The 2,800-nt window shown below is 73.5% G+C and carries 3 protein-coding genes; 2 read left to right on the top strand and 1 reads right to left on the bottom strand.

Annotated features, from left to right (window positions below):
* The first annotated feature begins 170 nt into the window (after positions 1-170).
* Positions 171-1,517, top strand: a complete 1,347-nt coding sequence (locus ACFWEK_RS20580; protein WP_430555246.1) for an MFS transporter — start codon at positions 171-173, stop codon at positions 1,515-1,517.
* A gap of 31 nt (positions 1,518-1,548) precedes the next feature.
* On the opposite strand, the gene ACFWEK_RS20575 is transcribed toward ACFWEK_RS20580, so the two are convergent.
* Entirely contained in the window at positions 1,549-2,256 is a 708-nt protein-coding gene (locus tag ACFWEK_RS20575; RefSeq protein ID WP_430555245.1) for a GntR family transcriptional regulator, read from the bottom strand.
* 187 nt (positions 2,257-2,443) lie between these two features.
* On the opposite strand from ACFWEK_RS20575, the gene ACFWEK_RS20570 reads away from it, so the two are divergent.
* Positions 2,444-2,800 (top strand): LacI family DNA-binding transcriptional regulator (locus ACFWEK_RS20570; protein ID WP_430555244.1); only part of this gene is annotated, 357 nt, incomplete at its 3' end.

The following is a 2,800-nucleotide window of genomic DNA, read 5'->3' as shown; positions in this document are numbered from 1 at the left end:
GACCTGGGCGTCAGGGCGGTTGCGCCCGGCGGGGGCGGCCCGGAAGCCGGCCGCCGCCGACGCGGAGTCCCGCTCCCCGGGCTGAGCGGGGCCCGGTCGGGCAGCGCCGCGCCCCCGTGCACGGCTCGTCGTCGAGCCGTGCCCCGCACGAGACACAGGAGTCCTCGAACGTGACACAGGTCAACGAGCCCGCCCTCGTCCGGAAGGTCACGATGCGGCTGCTGCCGCTGCTGGTGGCCCTCTACACGGTGGCCTACATCGACCGCTCCGCCGTCGGTTTCGCGCAGCTCAGCATGGGCGCGGACGTCGGCATCGGTGACGCGGCGTTCGGCCTCGGCGCCGGGCTGTTCTTCATCGCGTACTTCCTGTTCGAGGTGCCGAGCAACGTGCTGATGCAGAAGTACGGGCCGCGGATGTGGTTCGTGCGCATCCTCGTCACCTGGGGCATCATCACCGCCGCGATGGCCCTCACGCAGGGGCCGATCAGCTTCTACGTGCTGCGGTTCCTCCTCGGCGTCGCGGAGGCCGGGTTCTACCCCGGCGTGATCTTCTACCTCACCACCTGGTTCCCGCACCGGCACCGCACGAAGGCGACGGGCACCTTCGTGATCTCGGCGCCGCTCGCCTTCATCATCATGTCGCCGCTGGCGGGCTGGCTCCTCGGGGTGTCGGGCCTCGGCATGTCCGGCTGGCAGTGGCTGTTCCTCGTCGTGGGCGTGGCCGCCGTGCTCATGGCGATCCCGACCTGGAAGTTCCTGCCGGAGGCGCCGCGCGTCGCGAAGTGGCTGACGAAGGACGAGGCCGACTGGATCGAGCACGAGCTCGAGAAGGACAAGGCGGAGCGCAAGCAGGAGGACGGGAAGAACCCGCTGCGCACGCTGATCGACAAGCGGGTGCTGGTCTTCGCTCTGCTGTTCTTCCCCTCGACCGTGGGCGTGTACGGGCTGTCGTTCTGGCTGCCCCAGGTGGTGAACCAGTTCTCCACCTCCACCCTGCAGACCGGGATCCTCACCGACGTCCCCTACCTGTTCGCGCTCGTGGGCGTGCTGGTGACGTCGCGCTGGGCGGCCCGGCACTTCCGGGACAACTGGGTGCCGCTCGCCTGCCTGTTCGTCGGGTCCGCGATCGGCATGGGCGCGAGCGCCGCCGTCGCGTCGCCGGTGCTGCAGCTCGCCGCCCTGTCCCTCGCGGCGTTCTGCGTGTACTCCATCGCGGGCGTCTTCTGGTCCCTGCCGAGCGGCGTGCTCGCCGGTGCCACGGCCGCGGTGGCGATCGCCGCGATCAACTCGTTCGGCAACCTCGGCGGCTTCATCGGGCCGTACGTCGTGGGCCTCTTCACCCAGGCGACCGGGACCACCGAGGCCGGCATGTACTTCCTCATGGTGGTGCTGCTGCTCGGCGCGGTCGGGACCTTCGTCGCGCGACGCGCCGTCGTGCGGATGCAGCGGGCGGGCGACGCCGTCGAGCCCGGCGCCGAGGTGCCGGGCACCGAGGGCCGGGGTGCCGCGCGGGTCTGACCCGCCGCCGGGAGCCGGCACTCCCGCAGGGCTACGCGCTCGGCGGGGGTGCCGGCTCGTCGCGTTCCGACAGGGACCGCGTGCGGACGCCCTCGATGTGCCGGCGCATGAGCTCCTGCGCCCGCTCGGGCACCCCCGACCGCATGGCGTCGAGGATCGCCCGGTGCTCCTCGACCGCCACGGCCTTGTCGGTGACGCCCTTGCCCGAGAACTGCCGGAAGCGCTGCGCGAGCCCGCCGAGGGCGGCGAAGGCGGCCTGCAGGTAGGAGTTGTCCGCCGCCTGGGCGACCAGGGCGTGGAAGCGCTCGTCGGCCTCCCAGTAGTCGCGGAACTCCTGGTAGGTGGGGCCGTTGGGCGAGCTCTCGAGCTCCGCGACGGCCTCCTCGAGCCCGGCCAGGAACTCCTCGTCGCCGCGCTCGCACGCGTAGTACGCGTTCGCCGGCTCGACGGCGAGCCGGGCGTCCATGAGGTCCGTCAGCTCCTTGGTGGTCGGCGCCGGGGTGACGAAGTAGCCGCGCAGGGCGACCCGCCGCACCATGCCGGTCGCCTCGAGCCGGGCGAGCGCCTCGCGCACGGGGGTCGGCGAGACGTCGAGGTCGCGGGCGATGCCGTCGATGTTGAGGCTGCTGCCCGCCGTCAGGGTGCCGTCCATGAGCCACGAGAGCAGCTCGTCGAACACGTGGTCGGCGAGCGCCCGCCGCGGGACGGGGCGCGCGGTCGAGCTGCTGGTCCTGGGCACGGGCCGATTCTATCGGTGCGGGCCTCGGGGGCCCTGGCGGCGCCGCATCCCGGGCGACCGCCTCGGCCGGGTCGCGGGGGGTCGACGGAAGACGTTTTCCGGCCGCCGATAGGCTGTGCACCGGCGAGCACGTCCGGAGTGCCCGCGTCGGGCGGGTACCGGCCGCCCCGGAGATGGAGGTGTGCTCGTGGCCCGAGCGAGGCTGCAGGACGTCGCCGACCGTGCGGGGGTCTCCCTCGCGACGGCGTCGCGGGTGCTCAACGGCTCGGCGCGGCAGCCCGGGGCCGAGCTGGTCGCGCGGGTCAAGGCCGCGGCCGCCGACCTGGGCTACGTCGTGAACGCGCAGGCGCAGGCCCTGGCGCGCGCCCGGTCGGGGCTGCTCGGGCTGGTCGTGCAGGACATCTCCGACCCCTACTTCTCCTCGATCGCCGCCGGCGCGCAGGCCGCGGCGCGGGCCAGCGGGCGGCTCGTGCTGCTCGCGTCGACCGGCCGCGACCCCGTGGCCGAGCGGGAGGCCGTGGCCGCGTTCGCCGCCCAGCGCGTG

The sequence above is a fragment of the Isoptericola sp. NPDC060257 genome, assembly GCF_042726645.1.
GTDB lineage: Bacteria > Actinomycetota > Actinomycetes > Actinomycetales > Cellulomonadaceae > Isoptericola > Isoptericola nanjingensis.
The sequence above is the reverse complement of the archived record's forward strand: the minus strand, read 5'-3'. Positions and strand labels throughout refer to the sequence as shown.